General features: G+C 52.5%; 15 protein-coding genes. 9 read left to right on the top strand and 6 right to left on the bottom strand.

Going from position 1 to position 20,327, the window contains the following annotated elements; all coding sequences use genetic code 11:
* Positions 1-89: 89 nt before the first annotated feature.
* Genes ACERJC_RS20670 through ACERJC_RS20660 form a run of 3 tightly spaced genes read right to left on the bottom strand, consistent with a single transcriptional unit; the run spans position 90 to position 3,928 of the window.
* On the bottom strand, positions 90-863 hold the full coding sequence (locus tag ACERJC_RS20670; protein ID WP_371895925.1) for a dimethyl sulfoxide reductase anchor subunit family protein: 774 nt from the start codon (positions 861-863) through the stop codon (positions 90-92).
* Positions 856-1,482, bottom strand: a complete 627-nt coding sequence (locus tag ACERJC_RS20665; protein WP_042321258.1) for a DMSO/selenate family reductase complex B subunit — start codon at positions 1,480-1,482, stop codon at positions 856-858. Before ACERJC_RS20665 ends, ACERJC_RS20670 begins: the two co-directional genes overlap by 8 nt.
* A 13-nt stretch (positions 1,483-1,495) precedes the next feature.
* Positions 1,496-3,928, bottom strand: coding sequence for a DMSO/selenate family reductase complex A subunit (locus ACERJC_RS20660; protein ID WP_373672392.1), 2,433 nt, complete (start codon positions 3,926-3,928; stop codon positions 1,496-1,498).
* A gap of 483 nt (positions 3,929-4,411) precedes the next feature.
* On the opposite strand from ACERJC_RS20660, the gene ACERJC_RS20655 reads away from it, so the two are divergent.
* The 6 genes from ACERJC_RS20655 (at position 4,412) to ACERJC_RS20630 (ending at position 12,304) form a co-directional block, all read left to right on the top strand.
* Positions 4,412-5,362, top strand: a complete 951-nt coding sequence (locus tag ACERJC_RS20655) for a nickel/cobalt transporter (RefSeq protein ID WP_373672391.1) — start codon at positions 4,412-4,414, stop codon at positions 5,360-5,362.
* A 119-nt stretch (positions 5,363-5,481) separates the two neighbouring features.
* Positions 5,482-7,113, top strand: coding sequence for a sensor histidine kinase (locus tag ACERJC_RS20650; RefSeq protein ID WP_152401551.1), 1,632 nt, complete (start codon positions 5,482-5,484; stop codon positions 7,111-7,113).
* On the top strand, positions 7,110-7,829 hold the full coding sequence (gene dcuR / locus ACERJC_RS20645; RefSeq protein WP_152401549.1) for a two-component system response regulator DcuR: 720 nt from the start codon (positions 7,110-7,112) through the stop codon (positions 7,827-7,829). Before ACERJC_RS20650 ends, dcuR begins: the two co-directional genes overlap by 4 nt.
* Before the next feature lie 635 nt (positions 7,830-8,464).
* Entirely contained in the window at positions 8,465-9,805 is a 1,341-nt protein-coding gene (gene dcuB, locus ACERJC_RS20640; RefSeq protein ID WP_046494043.1) for an anaerobic C4-dicarboxylate transporter DcuB, read from the top strand.
* Between the two features lie 76 nt (positions 9,806-9,881).
* On the top strand, positions 9,882-11,528 hold the full coding sequence (gene fumA, locus ACERJC_RS20635) for a class I fumarate hydratase FumA (protein WP_373672390.1): 1,647 nt from the start codon (positions 9,882-9,884) through the stop codon (positions 11,526-11,528).
* Positions 11,529-11,674: 146 nt separating this feature from the next.
* Positions 11,675-12,304 carry a DUF2238 domain-containing protein gene (locus ACERJC_RS20630; protein WP_152401544.1) on the top strand — a complete coding sequence of 210 codons (630 nt, stop codon included), beginning with the start codon at positions 11,675-11,677 and terminating at the stop codon, positions 12,302-12,304.
* A gap of 41 nt (positions 12,305-12,345) precedes the next feature.
* Here the strand turns inward: ACERJC_RS20630 and ACERJC_RS20625 are convergent, their stop codons facing one another.
* The 3 genes from ACERJC_RS20625 to ACERJC_RS20615 form a co-directional block, all read right to left on the bottom strand.
* Positions 12,346-12,600 carry a SemiSWEET transporter gene (locus ACERJC_RS20625; RefSeq protein ID WP_061075522.1) on the bottom strand — a complete coding sequence of 85 codons (255 nt, stop codon included), beginning with the start codon at positions 12,598-12,600 and terminating at the stop codon, positions 12,346-12,348.
* Between the two features lie 2 nt (positions 12,601-12,602).
* On the bottom strand, positions 12,603-14,033 hold the full coding sequence (gene melB / locus ACERJC_RS20620; RefSeq protein WP_373672389.1) for a melibiose:sodium transporter MelB: 1,431 nt from the start codon (positions 14,031-14,033) through the stop codon (positions 12,603-12,605).
* A gap of 84 nt (positions 14,034-14,117) precedes the next feature.
* A complete protein-coding gene (locus tag ACERJC_RS20615) occupies positions 14,118-15,473 on the bottom strand; it encodes an alpha-glucosidase/alpha-galactosidase (protein ID WP_373672388.1) in 1,356 nt (451 codons plus the stop codon).
* Positions 15,474-15,741: 268 nt separating this feature from the next.
* Here ACERJC_RS20615 and melR point away from each other — a divergent pair, with 268 nt between their 5' ends.
* The 3 genes from melR (at position 15,742) to ACERJC_RS20600 (ending at position 20,237) form a co-directional block, all read left to right on the top strand.
* On the top strand, positions 15,742-16,674 hold the full coding sequence (gene melR / locus ACERJC_RS20610) for a transcriptional regulator MelR (protein WP_373672387.1): 933 nt from the start codon (positions 15,742-15,744) through the stop codon (positions 16,672-16,674).
* 199 nt (positions 16,675-16,873) lie between these two features.
* On the top strand, positions 16,874-19,141 hold the full coding sequence (gene adiA, locus ACERJC_RS20605; protein WP_373672421.1) for an arginine decarboxylase: 2,268 nt from the start codon (positions 16,874-16,876) through the stop codon (positions 19,139-19,141).
* A 334-nt stretch (positions 19,142-19,475) separates the two neighbouring features.
* Positions 19,476-20,237, top strand: a complete 762-nt coding sequence (locus ACERJC_RS20600; RefSeq protein ID WP_152401533.1) for an AraC family transcriptional regulator — start codon at positions 19,476-19,478, stop codon at positions 20,235-20,237.
* Positions 20,238-20,327: the final 90 nt, after the last annotated feature.

Raw genomic sequence — 20,327 nt, 5'->3', positions numbered from 1 at the left:
TAAATACTCCTGAACGTGCCTGATGGCGGCTGACGCCTTATCAGGCCTACGACGACTACGGAAAAAGAGCGGCCGAGGCCGCTCACAGCTTACATCGGCAGCGTCCACAAATTGTAGAACGCAATCCTTCCCACAAGCTCCGCCACGATGACAATCAGTGCGGTCATCGCCAGAACGGTGACACTGGACTTCAGTCGCGCCCAGGTCACCACGCCAACAATCCCCACGGCCAACAGCGCCGCCTGTGCGGTAAACCAGCTGGTTTGCGCCGCCGTCAAGGCGCCGTCCGCACTCATCAACGTCGACATATACCCAGGGCGCAGGCAGAAGCTGGCCAGGATCGCCAACACGCTGACCAGCAGACCCAGACGCAGCCCAAACAGTCCGGCCAGAATGCCGCCGCCAATCAGCGGCGTCAGCACCATCATCGCCGTTGTATACGAAGTGCGCCAGGTGACCACCGTCGGCAACTGGTAAATTTGCGGGATCGCCAGAATAAAGGCCACGCCCACTACCGCAGCCAGCCACACCAGCGCTTTACACACTGCGGTCGCCCCACGATTGAGAAGCAAACCGAGGGAACCCAGCCCGCCAAGCGTGGCAAATACCGCCGACAGCACGATTTCGTTGCTCATCGGCGAATGGCCTACGCGCAGCAGCATGTTCAACGCACGCAGCGGTTGCCCGACGTGGATGATCCCCAGCAGTACCCCTACGCCAAACAGACACATGACGGAGAACAGGCCAATGGCCATCCGCCGCGCGTCAATCTGCCCCAGCGTGCCGCCAATTAGCAGCAGAATGAACGCGCCGACCGCGCTTTGGGTAAAGACGGTAAAAAAGACCAGCGGTAACTCATGCATGGCGCACCTCCCCCATGTTCATAATGGCCCCTTCCTTGTCGCCCGTAGGTTTGGCCTTCGGGTGCGGCTTGATAATGAGGTTAGGATGGGTAAACGACGCGGCAGGCAGCGGCGCAATCTCATTTCCGGTGCCGTACTTCGCCCGCAGTTCGTCAATGGGACCGAAATCCAGCGCCCGCTGCGGACAGGAGTCCACGCAGATTGGACGCAGATTCTGCTCCAGTCGATCGAGGCAGCCGTCGCATTTGCGCATCACTTTAGCCTTAGCATCAAACTGCGGCGCACCATACGGGCAGCGCATTTCGCAATAGCGGCAACCGACGCAGATGCTGTCATCGACCAGCACCAGGCCATCCTCTTCACGTTTGTGCATCGCTCCGGTCGGACAACCGGATACGCAGACCGGCTCATCACAGTGGTTACAGGCGATAGAGAGATAGTAGGTAAAGGTGTCGTTGTGCCAGCTTTCCCCCTCTTTCACCCAGCTTCCGCCGCCGTATTCATAGACCCGGCGGAATTTCGGACCGACATCCAGATCTTTATTATCCTTACAGCTGACCTGGCAGGTTTTACAGCCTGAGCAGCGCGAGGAGTCAACATAAAAGCCATACTGTTTCATTGCAGATCACTCCTTAAGCGCGTTTGATTTCAACCAGGTTGGTATGCTGTGGGTTCCCTTTCGCCAGCGGCGACGGCAGATGACTGGTCAGGGTGTTGATGCACCCGCCAACGTCCACACCGTTGCTGTCCAGACGGGTCCACGCCCCCTGCGGCATCGCCACCACGCCCGGAAGAATACGCTGGGTCACCTTACAAGGGATCGCCACCACCCCGCGATCGTTGAACACGTGCACCAGATCGCCTGAGTTCAGTTGACGCGCGCTGGCGTCTATCGGGTTGATCCACACTTCATCCGGTACCGCTTCATGCAGCATCAGCACGTTGGTATAGGTTGAGTGGGTATGGCCTTTGGTGTGAAAACCGCTCAGCTGTAGCGGATATTTCACGGTTAACACTTTGTTCAGGTGTGATTCTTTCACTTCGCAGAACTCCGGCACCGCCGGGATACGATCGCCTTCCGGCAGCGTCCACGCTTTTGCGAGATCGGCCAGCGCCTGAGAGTAGATCTCAATCTTGCCGGATGGCGTAGTCAGTGGATTCGCCACGGCATCGGCGCGAAAATCAGCAAACGCCAGACTCTGTTTGTTTGTCGCGACGCGCTGGTCGATAACCCCCATCTCTTTCGCCACCGGCCATTCCGGCAGATACGGACGTTTTTCGCGGATCTGCTGATAGTGCATTTCTGCCCACTGCGCCTGCGTCCGCCCTTCGGTGTACTGTTCGCGCAAGCCAAGATGCCCGGCAATATCGGCGCAGATGTCGTAGGTGCTACGCACTTCCCACATCGGCGTGACCGTTTTCTGTAGGGCTATCATGTAGTTGTGAGAACCCGCCGCATAGGAGCTGTCCACCAGATCTTCCGCTTCGAGATAGCTGGTTTCCGGCAGCAGGAGATCGGCGTATTTCGCGCTCGGCGTCATGTGGTTTTCAATGACGATAATGGTTTCGCACAAACTTTCATCCGCGAGAATTTTGCGCGTACGGTTGGTTTCACCGTGCTGGTTCAACAGCGTGTTACCGGCCTGGTTGAAGAACAGCTTAATGCCGGTTTTCAGTTTGTCCGCCCCCTTCACGCCCATCGTGGTGGCCGTCATGATTTCAGGACGTTGAATCGCATCCGTCCAGAGATAGCACGGAATAGAGGTTTTGATTGGGTTGGTCAAAATCGGTAACAGCGGCACGCCGTACGGGGTGCCATAAGGCCAGTTACCGTTGTTGGTTCCCGGCAGGCCAAAGTGGCCCGTCAGCGCAGGCAGCGTCTGAATGGCGCGCACAGTTTGCTCGCCGTTGGCGTGACGCTGCGGTCCCCAACCCTGACAAATGTAACAGGCACGGGCCGAGGCGATTTCACGCGCCAGTTGGCGAATGCGCGTCGCCGGAATACCGGTTATCTCCGCCGCCCATTCCGGCGTTTTAGCGATACCGTCATCGCCCTTACCGGTCACGTAGTCTTTATAGCTGGCATTCGGCGCCGCGCCTTCGGGCAGCGTGCTGCTGTCATAACCCACGCAGTACTTATTCACTTCAGCTTCATTAATCAACTGTTCGGTAATCAGCGTGTGCGCGATACCGGCCACCAGCGCAGCATCGGTCGTTGGGCGAATCGGCAGCCACTCGGCATGCTCGGTCACCACCGAGTCGGTATAACGCGGATCGATAATAATCACCCGCGCCTTTGAGGCTTCCAGCGCGCGACGTAACTCTTCAACCTGTCCGCCACCGGACATGCGCGTTTCAGACAAATTCAGACCAAACAGCACGACCAAATCGGAATGGGCAATTTGCGTAAAGTGGCTCCCGACATAAACACCGTGGGTGTAGGGCGTTGCCGTGGCAATTTGCGCGGTGGAATAGGTGTTATGATAATTTAAATAGCCGCCGGTGAGATTCAGCAGACGCTTCCAGGCTGGCGTTCCCTGGGTATGGTAATAAGCGCCTGACTGATAATTATAATAAATGGCCTCACGGCCATATTTTTCCGTCACGCGTTTCAATTCTGCTGCGATAAATGCGGTCGCTTCATCCCAGGAAATACGTTTGAATTTCCCTTCACCGCGTTTACCTACGCGTTTCATCGGATATTTAATTCGGTCCGGACTATATACCCGCCAGCGACTGGAACGTCCGCGCAAACATGGACGAATCTGGTGCTCGCCAAATACCGCGTCGTCTTTTGCGTCTTCTGGTTCAATACGCACAATACGGTCGTCTTTAACGATCACTTTCAGCGGGCAACGGCTGCCGCAGTTGACCAGACAGGCGCTGTGGCGAACGGTTTCACCATTACCACCCTGCGTCGGCGCAGCGGTCGTTTCGGCCTGCGCGGTAACAGAGAAAGGCAACGTAATCGCGTTACTGAGCGCAACCGCGGCACCTATTTTGGCGGTGCCTGTCACCGCATCCCGTCGGGACAGTGTTGTGTTTAGCCATTTTTTTATTTCCATCTTTATTTCTCACATTTCATCCATAGTTATTATTAATAAGTCATCATAAAGGGCTAAACACGGATGATGGTTGATTATGATCAAACGAACTTTTATGGAGAAATAAAGTGGAAAAACCATGACCGTCTTATCATTTTTCATCTGATAAAAAGCAGTGATTTAACTGAAAATGACACTTTCCGATACAAACAAGAGATAAAAGCAGAACAACATCGGCATAGTCGCTATGTATTTAAATATATTACGAATCAATATCCCGTCAGGCAAGTGAAATAAAATTCCTATTTTCGCGGCGTGCGCAAAAAGATTATTCCTGGACGAAAGTGATATTCCTGGCGGCCGGTGTCCTATAAACTTTTCATGATAATTTATAGATAATATAATTATTCGTTATGTAAAAAAAGGGGGAAGTCTGCTCAGTGAGCTGGGTTCTCCCCTTAATCAGGCTATACTGTTTCATCATACCCATAGCCAGACCGAATCATGATCGCATCCGGACGCCATCCCTCTCTGCGCCTGTCGCTGGCAGGACTCCTGACTCTGACACTGTTCGGGGTCGGCTATACCCTGCATCTGCACTGGGGGGCATTCATTCAATGGTGTCTGGCGACGCAAATCACGCTGCACCGTTATCTGGTGATGTACCTGCTGCAGTTGAATAATCATCAGTACAGCGGCGGCTTCTGGTTACTGACGGGGGCCTTTCTGTACGGCGTGCTGCATGCCATCGGGCCGGGGCATGGGAAGTTCATCGTGACGACTTATCTGAGCACCAATAAGGAAAGCCTGCTGGCTGCACGGGTTGTGCCTTTTGTTGGCAGCCTGATGCAAGGCGTCAGCGCGATTCTGTTTGTGTTTATCCTCGCGATTGGATTTAACCTGGCATCCGGTGATTTGAGCACCAGCCGCTGGTACGTTGAGAAAATTAGCGCGTTGCTGATCGCCGGGTTTGGCGCTTTTATGATCTATCATGCTTTAAAATCCCTGCGTCCCATCACCTTCACCCGGTTTACTCCCCTGCATAGCCATGACGAGAAGTGCGGCTGCGGGCATCACGGCGTCGGGAAGACGCTGGAGGACGGCAACTGGAAAACCCGGCTGGGGGTAATTCTCGCCATCGGCGCCCGGCCGTGCAGTGGGGCGATCATGATCCTGTTATTTTCCAACGCGCTCGGCATCGTCACCTGGGGCATTGCGGCGGTGATGACCATGTCCTTTGGCACCGCGCTGTCAATCATGGGACTGTCGCTGGCGGTACGCTATGCCCGCAATCAGACGCTCTCATGGTTCGGCACTGGACATCCGGCCCTGAAATGGCTGGCGCCTGCAGCCAGAATTGTCGGTGGCGTGGTGCTGATTCTTTTTGCCACGATCCTGTTCTTAACGGTGATCCCGATTAGCGCCAATGGCGATTTTATTGCCGCAGGTTGCTAACGGTAAGCGCAATAATTGTCCGATAATTGCGTACCTGCTCCGGTGAATTTCCCTGCCACCTTGGAATTACGTGTCCCAATAGGGATAATAACCACACGAACAGTGAACCCGGGACCACAATGAGACACTCTCTGCCTTGCCGCACGCTACGTACACGGCCGATGAAACTCGGTACGACGGTAATATTGATGGTCAGCGCCGTGTTGTTTTCTGTATTGCTGGTCGTCCACCTGTTCTACTTCTCACAAATCAGCCACATGACGCGTGATGCGTTAGCAAATAAGGCGCTGGCCGTTGCCCGAACGCTGGCAGACTCGCCGGAGATCCGCAGGGGGTTGATGAAAAAACCGGAGGATAGCGGGATTCAGGCAATTGCCGAAGCGGTGCGCAAGCGTAACGATATGCTGTTTATTGTCGTCACCGACATGAAAAGCCTGCGTTATTCCCACCCGGAAGCCCAGCGCATCGGACAGCCGTTTAAAGGCGACGATATTTTGCGGGCGTTAGATGGCAAAGAGAATATTGCCATCAACCGGGGCTTTCTCGCCCAGGCGCTGCGCGTTTTCACGCCCATTTATGACGACAATCACCGCCAGATTGGGGTGGTGGCGATCGGTCTGGAACTGAGCCGGGTCACCGAACAGATTAACAACAGTCGTGGCAGTATTATCTGGTCCGTACTTTTTGGCGTGCTGGTGGGTCTGCTGGGCACCTGGGTGCTGGTGAAAGTGCTCAAGCGCATCCTGTTTGGTCTGGAGCCGTATGAGATTTCCACCCTGTTTGAACAGCGCCAGGCGATGCTGCAGTCGATCAAGGAAGGGGTAATCGCCGTTGACGACAAAGGCGAAGTGACGTTGATTAACGATGCCGCCCAGGAATTGCTGAACTATCGCAAGTCACAGGACGATCCCCAGTTTTCCACGCTCAGCCACGCCTGGTCGCAGGTGGTGGATCTCAGCGAAGTTTTGCGCGACGGTACGCCGCACCGCGATGAAGAGATCAACATCAAAGACCGGTTGCTGCTCATTAATACCGTCCCGGTTCGTAGCGACGGCAAGATTATTGGCGCGATCTCCACCTTCAGGGACAAAACGGAAGTTCGCAAGTTGATGCAGCGGCTCGATGGCATGGTGAACTATGCCGACTCACTCCGTGAACGATCCCACGAATTCATGAATAAATTACATGTGATTCTGGGATTGTTACATCTGAAGAGTTATAAGCAACTTGAAGATTATATTATCAGGACGGCTAACAACTATCAGGAAGAGATCGGCTCACTGCTAGGCAAAATTAGATCGCCGGTCATTGCGGGCTTTTTACTCAGTAAGATTAATCGCACATCCGATTCAGGGCACAAACTGGTGATTAGCCATGACAGCCAATTACCGGACAGCGGCAATGAAGATCAAATTGCGGTATTGATCACCGCGCTCGGAAATTTGATTGAAAACGCGATCGACGCGTTAGCACAGCAGTCAGGAGGTGAAATCAACGTCTCCTTATACTATCGCAATGGCTGGTTGCATTGTGAAGTGAGTGACGATGGTCCCGGCATCGAACCGCACCGTGTTGACGCTATCTTTGAGAAAGGCGTCTCATCTAAAGGAACTGAACGCGGCGTCGGTTTAGCGCTTGTTAAACAACAAGTTGAAAGTCTTGGCGGCAATATTTTTGTGGAATCCGAACCTGGCGTTTTCACACAATTTTTTGTACAAATACCCTGGGATGGGCAGAGGGCCAGCACATGATCAATGTCTTTATTATCGATGACGACGCAATGGTAGCGGAGTTAAACCGCCGCTATGTCGCACAGATCCCCGGTTTTCAGTGCTGCGGAACCGCCTCAACGCTGGAGAAAGCCAAAGAAGTTATTTTTCATAGCGACGTTCAGATAGACCTGATTTTGCTGGATATTTACATGCAGAAAGAGAATGGGCTGGATCTGCTTCCCCTTCTGCATGCCGCCGGCTGCAAAATTGATGTCATTGTCATCTCGTCTGCCGCCGATGCCATAACGATTAAGGACTCGCTGCACTACGGCGTCGTTGATTACTTAATCAAGCCGTTTCAGGCCTCACGTTTTGAAGAAGCCCTCACCAGCTGGTTGCAAAAGAAAAGGGACATGGACAAGCACCAGTATTATGAGCAGTCAGAGCTGGACCAACTGATTCACGGCAGTGCGTCCAATGAGCAGGACACTCGCCGCCTGCCGAAAGGGCTAACGCCGCAAACGCTGCGTACGCTGTGTCAGTGGATCGATGCGCATCAGGATTATGAGTTTTCAACCGATGAGCTGGCGAATGCGGTGAATATCTCCCGCGTCTCCTGCCGCAAATACCTCATTTGGTTGGTTAACTGCCATATTCTGGTCACCAGCATTCATTATGGCGTCACGGGCAGACCGGTTTACCGCTACCGTATTCAGGCAGAACATTATTCTTTACTTAAGCAATATTGTCAGTAGAAGAACAATCTTAACCTTGCATTATTTCGTTATATATTGGTAACAATTATTACAATAATGAAAAAATAAAAAGGTTAAGGTTACTGTCTGAAAATTCAGAAATTGTGCCAGATCAAATATAATTGCATCACTTCACATTTATCAATGCTTTATTATTATCCGACATAGCATTGTTTTTAATTTCAAAAACGCTAACAAAAGTTAATAAAGTATTATCCACCTCATAGAGTGTGTATTTTTAATCACAAAGGAGTAGTCTGGAAATAACCAGACGGATTAACAAAAACGATAAACGGTAGCAACGGAGCTCATGCTACATCTTAGGGATAAGCACACTCTGTGAGCAGATGACATGTTCATATTTTTCATAAAGATACAAAAAAGATCCCGAAACTGCTTCTGCTCTCCTTTTTCAACACTGCCCATCGCCAGAGAGTCTTGCTTTCTGAAAACAGCCTGAAAAAACGATAAGAGTTTCCATGTTCCTTATGAAAAACTTTTATTCAATGTTTAGAAACTAATCACACTTTCAGACGAAACGAATATTAGCCAGGCTCTGCGCCCACTACACAAAAAACAGAACATGGCTGTGATCCATTTATCAAAATTGACTGGTTTATCGCGAGGGTAAATAAATGCTATTTAGTATACAACTTCTCATAATATTAATATGTTTGTTTTATGGTGCCAGAAAGGGCGGTATTGCGCTGGGTTTGTTAGGCGGTATCGGCCTGGTCATTCTGGTCTTCGTTTTCCACCTCCAGCCGGGTAAACCACCGGTTGACGTCATGCTGGTGATCATCGCGGTGGTCGCGGCCTCAGCAACCCTACAGGCCTCCGGGGGTCTGGATGTCATGTTGCAGATCGCAGAGAAACTGCTGCGCCGCAACCCAAAATATGTCTCTATCGTTGCGCCGTTCGTGACCTGTACCCTGACTATCCTCTGCGGTACCGGCCACGTGGTCTACACGATCCTGCCAATCATTTACGACGTTGCGATTAAAAACAACATTCGCCCGGAACGTCCAATGGCCGCCAGCTCCATCGGCGCGCAAATGGGGATTATCGCAAGTCCAGTATCGGTCGCCGTGGTTTCTCTGGTTGCGATGCTGGGTAATGTGACGTTTGAAGGTAAGCACCTGGAATTCCTCGACCTGCTGGCAATCACCATCCCGTCCACGCTGTTGGGTATCCTGGCAATCGGTATTTTCAGCTGGTTCCGCGGTAAAGATCTGGATAAAGACGAAGACTTCCAGAAATTCATCTCCGTACCGGAAAACCATCACTACGTGTATGGTGACACCGCAACGCTGCTGGACAAAAAGCTGCCGAAAAGCAACTGGCTGGCGATGTGGATCTTCCTGGGTTCTATCGCGATTGTAGCCATTCTGGGTGCTTTCTCCGAGCTGCGTCCTTCCTTTGGCGGCAAAGCGTTGTCAATGGTGCTGGTTATCCAGATGTTCATGCTGTTGACCGGCGCGCTGATTATTATCCTGACCAAAACCAATCCCGCTTCAATCTCTAAAAACGAAGTCTTCCGTTCAGGTATGATCGCGATTGTGGCGGTGTACGGTATCGCCTGGATGGCAGAGACCATGTTCGGTGCCCATATGGATGAGATCCAGGGCGTGCTGGGCGAGATGGTGAAAGAGTATCCGTGGGCCTATGCAATTGTTCTGCTGCTGGTGTCCAAATTTGTTAACTCCCAGGCTGCGGCGCTGGCGGCTATCGTTCCAGTCGCGCTGGCGATCGGCGTTGACCCGGCGTACATCGTGGCGTCTGCCCCGGCGTGCTACGGCTACTACATTCTGCCGACCTATCCAAGCGATCTGGCTGCGATTCAGTTTGACCGTTCCGGTACCACCCGCATTGGTCGTTTCGTCATCAACCACAGCTTTATTCTGCCGGGTTTGATTGGCGTGAGCGTCTCCTGCGTCTTTGGCTGGATCTTTGCTGCCATGTACGGATTCCTGTAAAGGTCTCCCGCGTGCCGCCCTTCGCCGGGCGGCGCGTCACTTATGATATTAAAAGAAATCAATAGGCTGGAAGCACATGTCAAATAAAGAGTTCTTCTATCAGGCACCTTTCCCGATGGGGAAAGATGAAACAGAGTACTACCTGCTCACTTCCGATTATGTCAGCGTGAGTGAGTTTGAAGGAGAGTCCATACTGAAGGTTGAGCCGCAAGCCCTGACGCTACTGGCACAACAAGCCTTCCACGATGCCTCCTTCATGCTCCGCCCCGAACATCAGCAACAAGTTGCCGCCATTCTCCATGACCCCGAAGCCAGCGAAAACGATAAATACGTCGCGCTGCAATTCCTGAGAAACTCCGAAATCGCCGCCAAAGGCATTCTGCCGACCTGTCAGGATACCGGTACGGCCATTATCATGGGGAAAAAAGGCCAGCGTGTCTGGACCGGGGGGGGTGACGAAGCCGCGTTGTCAAAAGGGGTGTACAACACCTATATCGAAGACAATCTGCGCTATTCACAGAACGCCGCGCTGGATATGTACAAAGAGGTGAACACCGGTACCAACCTGCCGGCACAGATCGACCTCTACACCGTTGATGGCGATGAATATAAGTTCCTCTGCGTGGCGAAAGGCGGTGGTTCTGCCAACAAAACCTATCTGTATCAGGAAACTAAAGCGCTGCTCACCCCGGGCAAGCTGAAAAATTTCCTCGTTGAGAAGATGCGTACCCTCGGCACCGCAGCCTGCCCGCCGTACCATATCGCCTTTGTGATTGGCGGTACGTCCGCAGAAAGCACGCTGAAAACCGTGAAGCTCGCCAGCACGCACTACTACGATGCGCTGCCGGTCACCGGTAACGAGCACGGTCAGGCGTTCCGCGACACACAACTGGAACAGGAACTGCTGGAAGAGGCGCAAAAACTCGGTCTCGGCGCGCAGTTTGGCGGCAAATATTTCGCCCACGATATCCGCGTGATCCGCCTGCCGCGTCACGGTGCCTCCTGTCCGGTCGGTATGGGCGTCTCCTGCTCAGCAGACCGTAACATCAAGGCAAAAATCAACCGCGAAGGGATCTGGATCGAAAAACTGGAGCACAACCCAGGCCAGTACATCCCGCAAGCCCTGCGTCAGGCCGGCGAAGGCGAAGTGGTAAAAGTTGACCTCAACCGCCCGATGAAAGCGATCCTGCCTCAGCTTTCGCAGTACCCGGTTTCAACCCGCCTGTCGCTGACCGGAACCATTATCGTGGGTCGCGATATTGCGCATGCGAAGCTGAAAGAGCGTATCGAATCTGGCGAAGGGTTGCCTCAGTACATTAAAGATCACCCCATCTACTACGCGGGTCCGGCGAAAACACCGGCGGGCTATCCGTCAGGTTCATTAGGGCCGACCACCGCAGGCCGCATGGATTCCTATGTTGATCTGCTGCAATCACACGGCGGCAGCATGATCATGCTGGCGAAAGGCAACCGCAGTCAGCAGGTGACCGATGCCTGCCAGAAACACGGCGGCTTCTATCTGGGCAGTATTGGCGGCCCGGCCGCGGTCCTGGCGCAGCAGAGTATCAAGCATCTGGAATGCATTGAGTATCCGGAACTGGGTATGGAGGCTATCTGGAAAATTGAAGTGGAAGATTTCCCGGCGTTCATCCTGGTGGATGACAAAGGCAACGATTTCTTCCAGCAGATAGTCAGCAAGCAGTGTGCTAACTGCGCGAAATAACCTCTTCGGCCCGGCACCGGACGGTTCTCAACGTTTGAGGGCAGTCCGGTGATCCCCCCGGGCCACTTATTATCCTCCCATAGCAGACGTTGAATTTTTATCGGCATCGGTGAATAGTCGTCTTTTCCCTTACTGAGAGAATCTCGATGATCCGCACACTGAATCCCGGCCTGCTCACTGTTGCTGCCCTGATACTGACGCTTATCCTCATCTACACCGGCGTCTCAGCGGGTGAGAAAATCACCTGGCTGATGGAAGTGACGCCGGTGATTATTGTGGTACCGCTGCTGCTGGCAACCGCAACGCGCTACCCGCTTACCCCGCTGCTTTATACGCTGATTTTCTTCCACGCCATCATCCTGATGGTCGGCGGAATGTACACCTACGCCAAAGTGCCCATCGGTTTTGAGGTGCAGGATTGGCTGGGCTTAAGCCGCAATCCGTACGACAAACTGGGGCATTTCTTCCAGGGGCTGGTGCCGGCACTGGTGGCACGCGAAATTCTGCTTCGTGGAAAGATTGTTCGCGGAAACAAGATGCTGGCATTTCTGGTTTGCTGCGTGGCGCTGGCGATCAGCGCCACTTACGAGCTGATTGAATGGTGGGCGGCACTGGCGATGGGACAAGGCGCGGATGATTTTCTTGGTACCCAGGGAGACCCGTGGGATACCCAGTCAGACATGTTCTGCGCGCTGTTGGGCGCGTTAACCTCGGTGATGCTGCTGGCGCGCATTCATTGCCGACAGTTGAAGCGCTATCGGTTAATTGCCGGATAAGCCACAACGCCCTCCGGCAATTTGCACTATCCCCTGTTGCACTATCCCCTGCGGTATTTGATCACCAGAATCGGCAAGGCGAACACCAGCGTCAGGAAGTTCGCCATGCTGACCGCGGTGTCCTCAATGAGTAATCCGTAAATCAACCACATCACTAACCCGCAGACAAACATGACGTACATCAGTCCGGAAATCCCCTGCGTATTACGGGTGGTGATGACTTTTATCGCCTGCGGCAGAAAAGAGAGCGTGGTCAGGCTTGCCGCCAGATAGCCTATCAACGAAATCCATTCCATGATTACGCCTTCACATCGCCAGTCGCGCTAACCGGTATCGGGCGTGTTTCCGGATGTAAAGCGGACTGCGGCACTTTACGGTACTTATCCAGCAAATGAATCTGGATCTTACGCAATGTATCGCCGTTCAGACGGTAGTAGCGGAAGTAAAGGATCAGCGTCACGATGAAAAACAGCGTCGGTAATGCAATCATGATGAACTGCATGCCCAGGATAGTTTCAGCAGACTGAACCGCATTGGGGATATAGCCAATGATCCCCAGTACCACGGCGATAAAGAAAGCCGAAAACGCGGAGCCGCCTTTTACCACCATCGTTTGCACAGCATAGGCAATGCTCTCGCAGCGCACGTTAAACTTATACTCACCGTAATCGACGGTGTCTGCCACCATGATCACCTGTAGTACCCAGAACAGCGCGGTGCCTATGTTCAGAAAGACTCCGGCCAGGCAGATAAGAAACACATTGTGGTATCCAGCCAGCGCCATGATTAACAATACCCCGCCGCTGAGAACCGGCATCACCGACGCGCCCGCCCATAAAATCCGCCGGGAAAGCGCCTTCGCCAGACGAGGAAAGAGGATCAGCGTCAATAAATTCGCCGCGCCGGCATAGGACAGGTAATACGGGAAAAGATCAGCATCGCCAATCACATAGGTGAAATAATAAATCGCGAAACCGGTAATAATATTGGCGGCCACATTGTAAGCCAGCGCCATTCCCAGCAGACATGAGAGTTGATCGTTTTTGTAGATCAACGCGAGGATCGACTTCAGCGACAGCCGGGTACTGTCAGCGGTAGCCTCGCTGTCAGACGAATACACTTCATGCACATTGCGCAATGTCACGATGGTGGAGGCAATAAAGAACGCGATCAGCACCAGCGTGAACATCTGGAAACCGAACCCACGATCCTCCCCCCCAACATAACTCACAAACGGCAACGTCACCCCGGCGGTAACAAATCCCGCCAGACTGGCAAAGAAGCGCGGAAACGGTACCAGTTGCTCGCGCTCACGTTTATCAAGCGTAATGGTCGGCACCAGCGACCAGAACGGAATATCCATGATGGTATACGTCATGCCCCACAGAATGTAGGTCACGCAGACAAAGACCACCTGTGCCGTGCCTTCAAACAGGTGGGCGCTAAACAGCAGAAACAGTACCAGCGAATTCGCCAGTGTGCCGAGCAGGATCCACGGTTTAAATTTTCCCCACCGCGACCGGGTGGCGTTCACAATCCAGCCCATTACCGGATCGTTGAACGCATTCCAGATCTTTGCCACCAGAAACAACGAACCCACGACACCCACCGATAACCCCACCACATCGGTGTAGTAATACATCAGGTACATATAGACGATGCCGATGGCGAAATCCTTACCAAACGCACCGAATCCGTAACTTAATTTTGTTGTCAGAGAGATGCTCATAGGGTACCGGGTCGCTGTTACCAGCGCCCGCCTTCTGTTATTAGAGAGGGTAAACGCCGGGTCTGAGTCCGGCGACGTTGACAATCAACGGTGTAACCAGGCGGGAAGCCAATCGCCGTGGGCGGCGATCAGGTCATCCACCAGCGCATAGATTTCCTCAATACCCAGTACGGCAGCGGTGTGCGGGTCCATCATGGCCGCATGGTAAACGCGATCGCGGTTTTCCGTCAGAATGGCTTCGGTCAATAGCGTCTGTACGTTGATATTGGTCTGCATCATCGCCGCCAGATGCGACGGAATCGCCCCGACGTTGGTTGGCTGAATACCATTCGCATCCACCAGACAGGCCACTTCCACGCAACTGCCCTGCGGCAGGTTGTCGATCAGCGCGTCGTTACGCACGTTGCCATAAATCACGCTCGGCTCACCCGTCCAGATGGCGTTCATAATGGTGCTGGCATATTCCCGTGACGGTTGAATATCGATACGCTCTGCGGTTTTGTACTCCTCCAGCTCTTTATGCCAGTTCGCCAGTTGCTCCACACAGCGTTTCGGGTACTCATCCAGTGGAATCTGGTAACGTTCGATCAGATCATCGCGGCCTGGCTTAATAAACCACGGGGTGTATTCAGCAAAGTGTTCCGAGGATTCGGTGACGAAATACCCCAGTTTTTTGAACATCTCGTAACGCACAATATTCTGACAGCGATCGTTGCCATGAATGTTGGGTTTCGGTGCCTGCCCGGCGTCATAAGCTGCCAGCAGTTCCGGATAGAGATTCACATACGTGCCATCGGCGGTTTTACGTTCCAGTTCCAGATAAAACGCCATATGGTTAATACCGGCGCTGCGATAGCGTAATGAAGCGGGATCAATGTTCAGATCGCGAGCCAGTTCTTCCGCCGTTCCCTGCACGGAGTGGCAAAGCCCCACCTGTTTAATGTGCGGATAGCGGGCATACATCGCCCAGGTATTCATTGCCATCGGGTTGACATAATTCAGCAGGGTGGCATCCGGACAGACTTGCGTCATATCTTCACAGATCTGCCACAGGTGCGGGATGGTACGCAGCGCGCGCATGATGCCGCCAGGGCCGAGCGTATCGGCAATGGTTTGCTCCAGACCGTGACGTTTACAGACCTCGAAATCGGTCACCGTGCAGGGCTCATAGCCGCCAATCTGAAAGGCGACAACGACAAAATCGGCATCCTGTAGTGCCGCTTTTTGCTCCGTATGACAGGTAATGTGTCCGGACGCACCGGCAGAATCCATTAGCTTACGTACAACGACGTGCGACTCTTCAAGGCGCGTCTCATCAATATCCATCAGAGCAATATGCGCCGACTTCAGCGCCTCGCGGTGAAAGACATCGCCGAGAATGTTTTTCACGAAAATCGTTGAACCGGCGCCGATAAAGGTAATTTTGGGTGCTGTCATCATGACTCTCCAGAACAGTAGTGAACAGATTCATGGTGGCACGCGATCTGAGTGAAAACCTCCGTCTTCCCCGATGAGCATTCCCGAAAACTCAGATCCTCTGCTGGTCGCACGGCGATCTGAGTTTTTGGGACAAAATAGACGGAAAAGCAGAGTATCCGGGCGGTTATAGGGGCTACTATCAATTATAACCGTCGGTTTTGTGTCCGAATTCCCGGTTCTGTTCCCGTAAAGCTGGCATGATTCTGACAATTCAGGAAACGGAGTGTCGATGAGCACGCAACCAATCCCCTTTCTCCCACCTGACCCGCATATGTGTAATGGTGACGAAAAACAGACGCGCAGTCCGCTGTCGCTCTATTCCGAATATCAACGGCTGGATATTGAGCTACGCGCTCCGCATGCGATGGCCGCGAGTCACTGGCATGGTCAGGTCGAGGTGAATGTCCCCTTTGACGGGGACGTGGAGTATCTGATCAACAATGAGGTTGTACAGATAAAACAAGGGCATATCACCATGTTCTGGGCCTGTACGCCACATCAGCTTACCCGTCCCGGCAACTGCCGGCAGATGGCGATTTTCAGTTTGCCGATGCACCTGTTTCTCTCCTGGCCGCTGGACAGGGAGCTTATCAACCATGTCACACACGGCATGGTGATTAAATCCCTGGCCACTCAGCAACTCAGTACCTTTGAAGTTCTGCGCTGGCAGCAGGAAACAAACAGCCCAAATGAACAAATTCGTCAACTGGCGATCGATGAAATCGGCCTGATGCTTAAGCGCTTTAGCCTTTCCGGCTGGCAGCCGATTTTGCTCAACAAAACCTCACGCACGCATAAGAATAGCGTTTCGCGCCACGCGCAGTTTTACGTCAGCCAGATGTTGGGATTTATTGCTGATAATTACGATCAGGCACTCACCATTAATGACGTCGCGGACCATGTGAAACTCAATGCCAACTATGCGATGGGGATATTTCAACGCGTGATGCAGCTGACCCTGAAGCAATACATCACCGCCATGCGGATTAATCACGTCCGCGCCCTGCTCAGCGATACGGATAAAACCATTCTCGACGTGGCGCTGACAGCAGGCTTCCGCTCCAGTAGTCGTTTTTACAGTACCTTCAGTAAATATGTCGGCATGTCACCGCAACAATACCGTAAGTTGAGCCAGCAGCGTCGACAGCTCATGGTCGGGTGACGTGTGATATCACTATCAGCTCAAAAAATAGTTCAGCTGTCGATAAACCGCTGCAAAAAACACCAGAAAAATCATTTTAACATATTGTTTATAAACAATTAATTTCAAAAAATCATCGTTTTACCCCCTCTTTACACCTTTTTTTGTCAGGGTAATACTTGCCCGCATCACAGATTCCTCCACAACCGGGTAAAAGATGATGAAAGTATTAATTGTTGAAAGTGAATTTCTGCATCAGGACACCTGGGTCGGCAAGGCCGTGGAACGTCTGGCAGACGCCTTAAGTCGGCAAAATGTTACCGTCATTAAGTCCACGTCTTTCGACGACGGCTACGCCATCCTTTCGGCAAACGAAGCCATTGATTGCCTGATGTTCAGCTATCAAATGGAACATCCTGATGAACATCAGAACGTCAGAGAACTGATCGGTAAGCTTCATGAGCGCCAGCAAAACGTGCCGGTCTTTCTGTTAGGTGACAGAGAGAAAGCCACCGCATCGCTGGACCGCGATATGCTGGAGCTTGTCGATGAGTTCGCCTGGATCCTCGAAGACACCGCTGACTTTATCGCAGGCCGCGCCGTTGCGGCGATGACCCGTTATCGCCAACAACTATTACCACCGCTGTTCAATGCGCTGATGAAGTACAGCGATATCCACGAATACTCCTGGGCCGCGCCGGGCCACCAGGGCGGTGTGGGTTTTACCAAAACGCCTGCCGGTCGCTTCTATCATGATTATTACGGCGAAAACCTGTTCCGCAGCGACATGGGGATTGAGCGTGCATCGCTGGGCTCCCTGCTCGATCACACCGGTGCCTTTGGTGAAAGTGAAAAGTACGCCGCACGGGTATTTGGCGCAGACCGCTCCTGGTCCGTAGTGGTCGGGACCTCCGGTTCTAACCGTACCATTATGCAGGCCTGTATGACCGATAACGATGTGGTGGTACTGGACCGTAACTGCCATAAATCGATCGAACAGGGGCTGATCCTGACCGGGGCGAAACCGGTGTATATGGTGCCGAGCCGTAACCGCTACGGCATCATCGGCCCTATCTACCCACAGGAAATGCAGCCGGAAACGCTACAGCAAAAAATCAGCGACAGTAAACTAACCAAAGATAAAGTGGGGCAAAAGCCCTCTTACAGCGTCGTAACCAACTGCACTTACGACGGTGTCTGCTATAACGCGAAATCTGCACAGGCGTTACTGGCGCAAACCACCGACCGTATCCACTTCGATGAAGCCTGGTACGGGTATGCTCGCTTCAATCCGATTTACGCCGATCACTATGCGATGCGCGGCGAACCGGGCGATCACAGCGGTCCTACCGTTTTTGCCACCCACTCCACGCACAAACTGCTGAACGCGCTCTCTCAGGCCTCTTACATTCATGTGCGGGAAGGTCGCGGCGCGGTGAATTTCTCCCGCTTCAACCAGGCATACATGATGCATGCCACCACCTCGCCGCTGTATGCCATTTGCGCATCCAACGACGTCGCGGTCTCGATGATGGACGGCAACAGCGGCCTGTCGTTGACTCAGGAAGTGATCGACGAAGCCATCGACTTCCGCCAGGCCATGGCGCGTCTGTATAAAGCGTTCAGCGCCGACGGCGACTGGTTCTTCAAGCCGTGGAACAAAGAGGTGGTCACCGATCCACAGACCGGTAAAACATTCGATTTTGCTGATGCTCCGGCGAAACTGCTGGCCACTGACCAGAACTGCTGGGTGATGCGTCCAGGCGAATCCTGGCACGGCTTTAAGGACTTACCCGATAACTGGAGTATGCTCGACCCGATCAAGGTCAGTATCCTTGCACCGGGTATGGGCGACGATGGCGAACTGGAAGAGACGGGTGTGCCTGCTGCTCTGGTCACCGCCTGGCTTGGACGTCACGGTATCGTTCCGACCCGTACCACCGATTTTCAGATTATGTTTCTGTTCTCGATGGGCATCACCCGTGGGAAATGGGGGACGCTGATCAATACGCTGTGCTCCTTCAAACATCACTACGATGCCAACACCCCGCTGGCGCAGGTCATGCCGGAACTGGTGGAGGAACATCCCCAAACCTATGCCAACATGGGGATCCACGATCTGGGCGACCAGATGTTTGCCTGGCTGCGTGAGAACAATCCAGGCGCGCAACTGAACGCCGCCTATTCCGGGCTGCCGGTTGCCGAGATCACGCCGCGTGAGGCTTATAACGCTATCGTTAACGACAACATCGAAATGGTTGCCATTGAGAATTTGTCGGGACGTATCGCGGCGAACTCCGTCATCCCTTACCCGCCGGGAATTCCGATGCTGCTCTCCGGCGAGAACTTTGGTGATGAAAACAGTCCGCAGGTTGCTTATCTTCGCGCTCTGCAATCCTGGGATCATCACTTCCCTGGCTTCGAGCATGAAACCGAAGGCACTGAAATCATTGATGGCGTCTATCACGTGATGTGCGTGAAGGCGTAAGTCTATTCCGACGACTGCGTCATGAAATGGCCATCCTGACGCAGCCTGGTTTTGGCCACAAGGTGATGACGTGCGTTTCCTGAGTATTGCTGAAAAAAACTAACATTGTCATACCTTTTGCGCGGGTGCCCCCCGCGCTTTTTTTTATACACAATGCAGGGTTTCCACCGCGTAAAAATTTCTGTACATAGCATTTAGTTGGCGCCTATTGTAATTTTAACCAAAACCATTATTTTATTGTGGACTTCATTCGTCATACAAATCAAAATATCTGTTTTATCTCTCCCCTTTGGCGAGAACGGGTATTTTATGTTCATATTTCGGGAGTTGGGGTATGAGAATTTTCAGCAATAATCCTTGCATCATCGTGTTAACTGAAAAAGACGTCTGGCTACGTGTAAATGGTAAAGAGGCTATCAATTTAAAAGCGAATCATATGGCACTCATCGCCTGTGAAAATAACATCGTCGATATATCATCAATTAATAACGCACTGGTCGCACATATTAGCCGCGATATAATTAAAGACTACCTTCGTTTCTTAAATAAAGATCTCACGGCTATTCCACTCTGGCAACGGAGCTCCTCCCCGGTATTAACCGCCGATTGTCTGACCCCCGATGTTTTTCGGGTAGCGGCGCAACACAGCATTGCACATACCGACAGTCCTGGTGAAGAGGAACGCACGCGCGCCCTGCTGTTCACCGTGTTATCACGTTTCCTCGACAGTAAGAAGTTCATGCCCCTGCTCATGTATATGCTGCGAAGTCGCGTCAGCGACAGCGTTTATCATATTATTGAGAGTGATATTCATAAAGCCTGGAATCTTAACCAGGTCGCCCGTTGCCTCTGTCTTAGCCCGAGTTTGCTAAAGAAGAAACTCAAAAGCGAAAATACCAGCTACAGTCAAATCATCACCACTTGCCGCATGCGCTACGCCGTTAATCAGCTCCTGATGGATGGCAAGAATATATCCCAGGTCTCCGAACTGTGTGGTTATAACAGTACATCTTACTTTATCTCTGTGTTCAAAGAGTATTATGGCATGACCCCATTGCATTATGTCAGCCAGTTTAAAGACCGTGCAGTAGCGTGATTTTTGATCGCTTTACAATGAGCCACGATAATATCAGCATTAGCGATAACCCGTACCGGACATAATTCAACCGACTCCTGAAGGCGTATT

The sequence above is a fragment of the Citrobacter telavivensis genome, assembly GCF_041807075.1.
GTDB lineage: Bacteria > Pseudomonadota > Gammaproteobacteria > Enterobacterales > Enterobacteriaceae > Citrobacter_A > Citrobacter_A telavivensis.
Note: the sequence above shows the minus strand (reverse complement) of the source record. Positions and strands in the feature narration are given on the sequence as shown.

Excerpts from the sequence above, each read along its gene's own strand:
- ACERJC_RS20670 (WP_371895925.1), bottom strand. The coding sequence starts at position 863 with ATGCATGAGTTACCGCTGGTCTTTTTTACCGTCTTTACCCAAAGCGCG.
- ACERJC_RS20665 (WP_042321258.1), bottom strand. The coding sequence starts at position 1,482 with ATGAAACAGTATGGCTTTTATGTTGACTCCTCGCGCTGCTCAGGCTGT.
- ACERJC_RS20660 (WP_373672392.1), bottom strand. The coding sequence starts at position 3,928 with ATGGAAATAAAAAAATGGCTAAACACAACACTGTCCCGACGGGATGCG.
- ACERJC_RS20655 (WP_373672391.1), top strand. The coding sequence starts at position 4,412 with ATGATCGCATCCGGACGCCATCCCTCTCTGCGCCTGTCGCTGGCAGGA.
- ACERJC_RS20650 (WP_152401551.1), top strand. The coding sequence starts at position 5,482 with ATGAGACACTCTCTGCCTTGCCGCACGCTACGTACACGGCCGATGAAA.
- dcuR (WP_152401549.1), top strand. The coding sequence starts at position 7,110 with ATGATCAATGTCTTTATTATCGATGACGACGCAATGGTAGCGGAGTTA.
- dcuB (WP_046494043.1), top strand. The coding sequence starts at position 8,465 with ATGCTATTTAGTATACAACTTCTCATAATATTAATATGTTTGTTTTAT.
- fumA (WP_373672390.1), top strand. The coding sequence starts at position 9,882 with ATGTCAAATAAAGAGTTCTTCTATCAGGCACCTTTCCCGATGGGGAAA.
- ACERJC_RS20630 (WP_152401544.1), top strand. The coding sequence starts at position 11,675 with ATGATCCGCACACTGAATCCCGGCCTGCTCACTGTTGCTGCCCTGATA.
- ACERJC_RS20625 (WP_061075522.1), bottom strand. The coding sequence starts at position 12,600 with ATGGAATGGATTTCGTTGATAGGCTATCTGGCGGCAAGCCTGACCACG.
- melB (WP_373672389.1), bottom strand. The coding sequence starts at position 14,033 with ATGAGCATCTCTCTGACAACAAAATTAAGTTACGGATTCGGTGCGTTT.
- ACERJC_RS20615 (WP_373672388.1), bottom strand. The coding sequence starts at position 15,473 with ATGATGACAGCACCCAAAATTACCTTTATCGGCGCCGGTTCAACGATT.
- melR (WP_373672387.1), top strand. The coding sequence starts at position 15,742 with ATGAGCACGCAACCAATCCCCTTTCTCCCACCTGACCCGCATATGTGT.
- adiA (WP_373672421.1), top strand. The coding sequence starts at position 16,874 with ATGAAAGTATTAATTGTTGAAAGTGAATTTCTGCATCAGGACACCTGG.
- ACERJC_RS20600 (WP_152401533.1), top strand. The coding sequence starts at position 19,476 with ATGAGAATTTTCAGCAATAATCCTTGCATCATCGTGTTAACTGAAAAA.